The following is a 7,535-nucleotide window of genomic DNA, read 5'->3' as shown; positions in this document are numbered from 1 at the left end:
TCGATCATTTTTTGAATGGATTCGAACAATTCGTCAAAAAAGCTTTTGGCCTCTTTGCCCGCATCCAATCCGGCTGGTTTTGCCACCGGTTCTGGCGCATTGAAATTCAAGTTAAACCGTTGTTGTAACTCCGAGCGGGTTTGCTGAATGTGATTCATCGTCTCGGCAAACGCCTGCACCTGCTGGCGCTGGTCGTCGGAAAAGAGCTGCGTCCGCTCGGGTTTTAAGTCGGCTTCGGCCACCCGGTCGGCCAGATCAATCGACTGCGCACTGCGCACTTGACCGTCTTCCATCAACACCACGCCAGCCGCTTTTACCTGTCCGAGGGTTTCGCCTTGGCGGCCTAACAAGTCCTGGCTTTGTTCGACATTACCCAGATAAATCGCGCCAACGCCTTTGGCCGCTAGGCTGACTAACTGGGTGTCATCCGACTGATTCGACCAGAGCTTCAGTTGCTGAAAAATCGGGTCGGCTTCGTCAATCCAGCCATTGCCGTCCGAATCGTACTTGGCCAGATCGGTAAATCCATTGCCGCTGTCGGTGCCGAACAGTTCCGAGCCGTCATTCACTCGACCATCGCCGTTTAAATCCAGCACCAGATAACCACTGCCATGCCCCAAGGTCGCAAGATTCTGCTGTTCGCCATCGCCATTGAGGTCGAATTCAAAATACTGGTCGCTCAAGGAAACCGATTCGGTGCCGAAATTAATCACCAGCGGGTCGGTCATCGCCTGAGCGCTGAGGCGGGCTTTGGTTTCGGCGGCAATGTGGGTGAAATTGGAATGGGAGGTAAACAGACTGAAATCAATGTTTCGCCCGTCTTCCAGCGTGACTTTGCCACTGGCACCCATGGCGGTGTAGGATTGGGTTTGAATGGTCAATTGATGAGCAAACTCAAACGCCACTTCGCCCTGCAGCTTGACCCCTTCGCTGTTGCCAGCGGCAAACACGCGTTGATTGGCTAGGCTGGCGGCTTCACCGGCCAAGCTGACTTCCACCAGCTTCTGGGTCAGTTCGGCACGTTGATGGGTGAGTTGCTGGTCGCCTTGAGTAATGTGCGAGGTGGCGTCAGAACGCTGACGCGATTGATTGCGGTAGTGATACTGTTCGGACTGTTCAAAAGCAACCGTGACAAGGTTGCCGTCTTGATTGAGCGTATCGGCATTAATGGCTTCGCCATAGCGCATATGGGTTTTTTCGGTTCTTTCCTGCTGGTAGCGATGATACTGTTGCAGGTCAACCGTTGAGGATTGGATGATCATAGCGGTACTCCACGAAAATTAAACAACTTCCCTTGCTTAACCACGGCTGATACCGTGCGTCGTAGAATCACACTTTCATTTTCTGGTCGATGAAATGTGACGGCTTGGTGGCTGGAGGCTTTGCCTCTCTTTATGGGTTGCTGGCGTTATTTATTTTTAACGGCCTAACCAAACCTATTCACTGTATCGACCAATGACCAAAATAATTGAGACGGTTTGCCCTTTAATCTCTGAAATTATTAAACTGCAGCGGCATTTCCAGGTCTTCCATGCCTTTGAGCAACTGCATAACCGCTTGCAGGTCATCGCGTTTTTTACCCGTCACGCGCACCGTATCTTCTTGCTTGGCGGCTTGAACCTTCAGCTTGGCGTCTTTGATGGCTTTGATAATTTTTTTCGCCAAGGCCGCATCCAGCCCTTCTTTCATCTCCACCACCTGTTTGGCGGTTTTCAGCTGAATGTCGGGGTCTTTGACCTCCATACATTTCACGTCAATGCCGCGTCGGTTGGCTTTTTGGATCAAAATATCGAGCATTTGTTGCAGCTGAAACTCGGATTCGGTTTTCAAGGTCACCAACGAACCTTTCAATTCATAGCCGGAATCGGTTCCTTTAAAATCATAACGAGTGGTGACTTCTTTATTCGCTTGATCCACCGCATTGGTCAGTTCGTGCTGATCCAGTTCAGATACTATGTCAAATGAAGGCATAAATTTTCCTCTGTTAACTATTTGCAAAAACGGCCAGGCCTGGTAAAACTGGCGACAAAATACGCGACCGCCAAGGTTCAACCTGAGCTGATCAGCGTGCGCCGCAAACCATTTATGACATCGTTCGTTAGCATCAACTCCGCTTGCGCTTCCGCCATGTATTGACGGGCTTCGTCGGTCATGTAAGTCCCGAAAGACACTTCATTGACAATGACATTGGCCACTTTCACCAGCGCGAGCATGGCGCGCACGCGTTCCTGACCGACATTCGAATGCGCCAAGTGGTGCAGCATAATCACATTGAGCATTTCCACCGGCAGCTTCCACTTCTGACCGATCAGAATGCCGACATCCGTGTGCGCGGCACCGTAACGCTCTATTTCTTTCTGAATACCGCTGACGGGGTTGGTGTTAATCAATGAAAACATCTTGAGATAGTGTTCGGGGTCTTTGGTCGCCAACAACAAACAACCGCCATTATGGAACAACCCCATCAAATAGGCTTCATCACGCGAAACATCGTGCACGTAATCCGACAGTTCGGCGCAACAGAAAGCCACATCTTTGGAATGCTCGATGATTTCCTGAACCTCTCGGGTGTTGAATAAATTTTGCAAAGCGGCTGAAAGCACCAGATTCTTCAAATTGTTGTACCCCAACACATCCACGGCCTCCCGCACGGATTTGACCGGCGTCTTCAATTTCATAATCGGTGAATTGACAATGCGTATCACGTCGCCGGAAAGCTTGGTGTTACTCTTGATGATTTCGGTAATTTGCTGATTATTGGGAAACTTGCTGGATAAGGCGGCATCCAGCTCCATAATCTCTTTCGGCAGGTCTGGGATTTTCACCCCTTTGATGGCGTTGATCGCGCCTCTGAGTCGTTGTTCCATCTCGGTTTCACTGTGTTATTTTTTTATGCCTTGCATTGTAAACATGACCGTTAATTTACACAACCATTAACAAACGATGACGTCAAAAAACACCCAGCGGGTGCCGGTTTCTATCCAAGATGACAACCGGCTGAGAAACCAAGAACTCACCTGAATATTCGGCTTAAAACGGCAAAACCCTCTCAGGTTCAATCGAATGGATCAAATCTTTAAAACGCTGCTGAATGCGGTTCAGGGCGTCGGGCGTTTCGCCCTCAAAACGCAAGACAATCACCGGCGAGGTATTGGACGGGCGAATCAATCCCCAGCCGTCGTCAAAATCCACCCGCAAACCATCCAGGTCAAACACCCGTGCATCGGAAAAATCCGCCACGGCTTTAATCTTTTCCATAAAGGCATAATGCTCGCCTTCTTCAAACGGCAGGTCAATTTCAGGCGTGTTATAGGCGTTCGGCAGCGCGGCAAACACTTCGGCGGCTGGCTGAGGTTGCGCCGCCAATATTTCCAGCATCCGCGCGGCCGTGTAAACACCGTCGTCAAACCCATACCAGCGTTCTTTGAAAAACATATGTCCAGACACTTCGCCGCCCAAGGCGGCACCGGATTCACGCATTTTCGCTTTCATGTAAGAATGCCCGGTTTTCCACATGGTGGCGTGCCCACCAGCCGCTTCAATCACCTTGGGCAAGAGCGCGGTACACTTAATATCATAAATCACCTCCGCACCCGGCTGACGACTGAGCACATCGCGCGCATACAACATCATCTGCCGATCCGGATAAAGCGGTTCGCCCAGATTATCCACCACCCCGCAACGGTCGCCATCACCGTCAAACGCCAGCCCGACATCGGCTCCCAGCGCCACCACTTTTTCCGCGAGATCCTGTAAATTTTTCAGTTTGGCCGGGTCGGGATGATGATTGGGAAAGGTGCCGTCCACCTCGCAGAAAATCGGCGTCACCTCACAGCCTAAAGCCGCAAGCACTTGGGGGGCAAAGGCACCGGCAATGCCGTTGCCGGCATCCACTACGATGTTTAAAGGGCGTGCCAGATGGATGCCGGACACAATGCGGTCGCGGTATTGCGGAAAAATATCGTATTGCGCATAATCGCCAGGCCTGGCGGAAAGGACAAAATCTTTTTGCTGAATGCGTTTGAGCAACGCCTGAATGTGCTCACCAAATAAAGTGAGTCCGTTAATGACCATTTTAATGCCGTTATAATTCGGCGGATTGTGCGATCCGGTGATCACGGCACAGGAATGGCCGCCTGGCAGGACTTCCGCCGCGAAATACACCATCGGCGTCATCACCTGCCCGAGATCAACGACCTTCACGCCCGTGGCACGTACCCCTTCTGCAAGCCGGTTGGCGAAGGCTTCACCGGACAGTCGTCCGTCACGCCCCAGCACCAGTTGCGATTCGCCCACCGCCAGCATTTCCGATCCCAGTGCCAAACCCACGGCATAGACCGTCTCCTCGGTGAGCGCCTTATCGACCACCCCGCGAATATCGTAGGTTCGGAAAATACGCGGGTCAATCGCCGCCACATCCAACGTCTGCGGGGTCATGGCTTGGGAAGAATCAGAAAACATGGTCATCACCTTATGATCGGGCAAGTGTGCGTCGGTACGCGCATCGGACTGCGCCATGCGACACCCTGCATTTGCAAATTAGCCCGTTATCATAAGCGTTCAAAATAACAATCAGATGACAAACCTTCATGCCTTGCCGGTATGCCCGAACCCCCCTTCACCGCGTTCGGTGGTTTCGCCAAACTCCACCACCTCTTTCAAGGCGGGCTGTAACACCGGCACGATCACCATCTGCGCAATGCGCTCACCCACTTCAATGGTGTAGGCTTGCTGCCCGCGATTCCAACAAGACACCATTAACGGTCCCTGATAATCGGAGTCAATCAAGCCGACCAGATTGCCCAGCACCAACCCATGCTTATGCCCCAGACCCGAACGCGGCAACAGCATTGCTGCCAGGCCTGGGTCATCCAGGTGAATCGCCATGCCAGTGGGAATCAGCTCGGCCTGCCCCGGCGCAATGGTCATGGGCGCGTCAATGCAGGCGCGCAGATCCAGTCCGGCCGACCCTTGAGTGCCGTAGGCCGGCAGTTCAATTTCATGCCCAAGACGGGGGTCGAGAATCTTATACTGTAATTGAAAACTCATCACTCATTCCTTCACAAAATTGCACTCAACCCACTGGCACTGATATCGCCACTGGGTGGCGGTATTATATACAGGCAATGGTCGGCAAACACCTGGATTATCGCAAGACGTGCAGAAAATGCATGTGTTTGTGATAGTGGTCGATGATGTCGTGAATCACCGCCTGCTTCGACCAGCCCATCACATCGTAATCCTGACCGCCTTCTTGCAGATGCACTTCGGCTCGATAATAATGCGCCGAGTCATCCAACTCGTCTTCGGGACGTTCCACTTGGGTGTACTCCGGCTTGAGGTGCGAACGACTCCGCACTTCATAAACAAAATCCGCTTCCTCCCCCTGTCGAACCGTCAGTTTCACACTGTCACGTTCGGAATCCAGTACCACACTGGCATCCAGCCCCTGAATTACCAGTTCTTCCGCCACTTCGTCACAGGCTCGTTTCGCCACGGTTCGCAGAAAACGACTGACCACCCGCTGGGTTGGGTAATCGACAATGGTGTGCAGCCGCTGTTTCCAGTTATCCTCCAGCGTGGAAGACATGGCGGCGGGAGACACATTCATCTGCAGACTGTCGCGTTTCGCCAGATCCACCCGCAACGCCATGATTAAGCCGTAGGTCGCCACCAGCAGCACAATGGAGAACGGCAACGCACTGGCAATGGTCATGGTCTGCAAAGCATCCAAACCACCGGCCAGCAACAGGATCGCCGCAATCAATCCGACGCCGATGACCCAATACAGACGCTGCCACAAAGGCGTATCATCGCGGCCATTGGAACAGAGCATATTCACCACCAAAGCCCCCGAGTCGGCCGATGTGACAAAAAAGATCACCACCATCAGAATCGCAATAAACGACAGAACATCCCCTAACGGAAAATGCCCCAAAAACGCAAACAGTGCCACGGCCACATCGTCCGAGACGATTGTTCCGAGACTGGTCATCCCCTGATTCATAATCATATCAATGGCAGAATTACCGAAAAAGGTGAACCACATCATGCTGAAACCGACCGGCACGAATAACACCCCTGTGGCAAATTCCCGGATGGTACGCCCGCGCGACACCCGTGCTATGAACAAGCCGACAAAGGGTGCCCAGGCCAACCACCAAGCCCAATATAGAATCGTCCAACCGCCAATCCAGTCGGTTTTTTCGTAAGCAAACAAATAAAAGGTTTCCCTGACGATACCGGACAGATAATTACCGGCGTTCTGAATCAACGCCTGCAGCAAAAACACCGTTGAGCCCAAAAACAATACCAGCAACATCAAAGTCACCGCCAGCCCCATATTCAGCTCCGACAAACGGCGAATGCCCTTATCCAGCCCCGTCGCCACCGAAACGCCCGCTAGCCCTGTCACCAGCACAATCAAAACCACTTGGGTAATGACATCCACCGGCACATCGAACAGATAATTTAGGCCACTGTTCATCTGCAGCACCCCATACCCTAACGAAGTGGCAATACCAAAAATGGTGCCGATCACTGCAAACACATCCACCGCATGACCGATTGGCCCATAAATGCGCTCGCCGATAATCGGATACAGAGCCGAGCGTAAGGTCAGCGGCAGCCCATGACGGTAACTGAAAAACGCCAGTATCAACGCCACTATGGCGTAAATCGCCCAAGCGTGCATCCCCCAATGGAAGAAGGTAATTTTTAAGGCATTGCGCGCCGCCTCAACGGTTTCGGGTGCCCCTTCTGGTGGGGATAAAAAGTGCATCACCGGCTCGGCCACCCCGAAAAACATCAGGCCGATCCCCATCCCAGCCGAAAAGAGCATCGAAAACCAAGTCAGATTGGTGTAGTCCGGCGTGGCATGATCCGGTCCGAGTTTGATGTCGCCGTAACGCGACAACCCCAGAAAGACCACGGTAATCAAAATAATCGCCACCGTCAGAACATAAAACCAGCTGCCGTTACCGACAATCACGTCCTGCAAATGCCCGAAAAACCCATCCGCATGATCGGGAAACAGCACCGCATAGATTAACAGCAGAATGACCAGGCCTGAGGCACTGAAAAATACGGGGGGATTGAGTTTGGCAGGCTCTGCAACCGTCTCGGTTGCGGAGTCGTGCGGTGGCGTTGACGTTGATTTTGAGGTCTGTGACATAGCCTGTCCTTGTTCTTGTTAAGTGTTGAGTGCATTCATTAAAAAAGTGGCAAGGGAGTCGATTTCGCCGCCGTTTGCAAGGGGCCAAACTCGATCAAAAATAAAAGTCCATCGTTAAATAGAGTGCCGAAAAATTGCCCTTGCCCAGATTACCGTTCATACCAACGTAACCGTCCTGCGTCAAGTATTCGGCATAAATCCAGCCCGGCCCATAGTTGTATTTAACACCGGGCGCATAGGCTGAAATAAAACCGGTATCATTGCCTTTGGTCTGAGCATCCGCCCAAGTGGCATCCACATACCAGGTCCAACGCCCGATTTCTTGACCGACTTCGAAGGCGTAACGGGTATTTTCAATGGT

6 protein-coding genes and 1 pseudogene are annotated in these 7,535 nt (G+C 52.2%); all 7 read right to left on the bottom strand.

Translation table 11 applies throughout. From position 1 onward, the window contains the following. Positions 1-1,262: hypothetical protein (locus ACP5D0_RS05250; RefSeq protein ID WP_472364563.1), on the bottom strand; the 1,262-nt coding region annotated here is incomplete at its 3' end. 223 nt (positions 1,263-1,485) lie between these two features. Then, complete coding sequence (locus tag ACP5D0_RS05245; protein ID WP_472364562.1) at positions 1,486-1,971, bottom strand: YajQ family cyclic di-GMP-binding protein; 486 nt, start codon at positions 1,969-1,971, stop codon at positions 1,486-1,488. 77 nt (positions 1,972-2,048) lie between these two features. Further along, positions 2,049-2,867, bottom strand: coding sequence for an HDOD domain-containing protein (locus ACP5D0_RS05240; RefSeq protein ID WP_472364561.1), 819 nt, complete (start codon positions 2,865-2,867; stop codon positions 2,049-2,051). A 163-nt stretch (positions 2,868-3,030) separates the two neighbouring features. Continuing rightward, positions 3,031-4,518: a phosphomannomutase/phosphoglucomutase gene (locus ACP5D0_RS05235; protein ID WP_472364560.1), complete on the bottom strand. Its 1,488-nt coding sequence runs from the start codon at positions 4,516-4,518 to the stop codon at positions 3,031-3,033. A gap of 69 nt (positions 4,519-4,587) precedes the next feature. Then, complete coding sequence (gene dut, locus ACP5D0_RS05230; protein WP_472364558.1) at positions 4,588-5,049, bottom strand: dUTP diphosphatase; 462 nt, start codon at positions 5,047-5,049, stop codon at positions 4,588-4,590. A gap of 97 nt (positions 5,050-5,146) precedes the next feature. Next, positions 5,147-7,174 carry a BCCT family transporter gene (locus tag ACP5D0_RS05225; RefSeq protein ID WP_472364556.1) on the bottom strand — a complete coding sequence of 676 codons (2,028 nt, stop codon included), beginning with the start codon at positions 7,172-7,174 and terminating at the stop codon, positions 5,147-5,149. A 94-nt stretch (positions 7,175-7,268) separates the two neighbouring features. Further along, positions 7,269-7,535: pseudogene (locus ACP5D0_RS05220) on the bottom strand (hypothetical protein); the annotation flags it as partial.

This window comes from Hydrogenovibrio sp. (assembly GCF_049975065.1).
Classification (GTDB): Bacteria; Pseudomonadota; Gammaproteobacteria; order Thiomicrospirales; family Thiomicrospiraceae; genus Hydrogenovibrio.
Note: the sequence above shows the minus strand (reverse complement) of the source record. Positions and strands in the feature narration are given on the sequence as shown.

What these genes read in the sequence shown, in the direction of transcription:
- ACP5D0_RS05245 (WP_472364562.1), bottom strand. Translation starts at nt 1,971, where the DNA reads ATGCCTTCATTTGACATAGTATCTGAACTGGATCAGCACGAACTGACC.
- ACP5D0_RS05240 (WP_472364561.1), bottom strand. Translation starts at nt 2,867, where the DNA reads ATGGAACAACGACTCAGAGGCGCGATCAACGCCATCAAAGGGGTGAAA.
- ACP5D0_RS05235 (WP_472364560.1), bottom strand. Translation starts at nt 4,518, where the DNA reads ATGGCGCAGTCCGATGCGCGTACCGACGCACACTTGCCCGATCATAAG.
- dut (WP_472364558.1), bottom strand. Translation starts at nt 5,049, where the DNA reads ATGAGTTTTCAATTACAGTATAAGATTCTCGACCCCCGTCTTGGGCAT.
- ACP5D0_RS05225 (WP_472364556.1), bottom strand. Translation starts at nt 7,174, where the DNA reads ATGTCACAGACCTCAAAATCAACGTCAACGCCACCGCACGACTCCGCA.